Here is a 432-nt window from a genome sequence, read left to right as displayed (position 1 = left end):
GGTGAAGTCGTAACAAGGTAGCCGTAGGAGAACCTGCGGCTGGATCACCTCCTTTCTAAGGAATAATACGGAAGCCTGCACATGAGACAAAACTTTGTTTAGTTTTGAGAGGTCTACTCTCAAGTTAATAACGTTTTTTGGGCCTATAGCTCAGTTGGTTAGAGCGCACGCCTGATAAGCGTGAGGTCGATGGTCCGAGTCCATTTAGGCCCACTCGACAAACTTTGTTTGTTATGGGGAATTAGCTCAGATGGGAGAGCACCTGCTTTGCAAGCAGGGGGTCAACGGTTCGATCCCGTTATTCTCCATTGATCCCGTAGGGGATCAAAGAATTGGTTCTTTGAAAACTAGATAATATCAATTTTCTTTTATATTAATTAATAATTTCATTAATTAAGCCGAGAACACCGCGTATTTTTGAGTTTTTTATTA

At 41.9% G+C, this 432-nt stretch carries 2 tRNA genes and 1 rRNA gene; all 3 read left to right on the top strand.

What is annotated here, in order from left to right:
* A 16S ribosomal RNA gene (locus FFM73_RS12660) occupies nucleotides 1-55 on the top strand; the annotation flags it as partial.
* An 84-nt stretch (nucleotides 56-139) separates the two neighbouring features.
* Nucleotides 140-213, top strand: a tRNA-Ile gene (locus FFM73_RS12655).
* Between the two features lie 22 nt (nucleotides 214-235).
* Nucleotides 236-308: transfer RNA gene (locus tag FFM73_RS12650), tRNA-Ala, on the top strand.
* Nucleotides 309-432 lie beyond the last annotated feature (124 nt).

The organism is Secundilactobacillus hailunensis (assembly GCF_005405185.1).
GTDB lineage: Bacteria > Bacillota > Bacilli > Lactobacillales > Lactobacillaceae > Secundilactobacillus > Secundilactobacillus hailunensis.
This window is presented reverse-complemented; position numbering and strand designations above follow the sequence as displayed.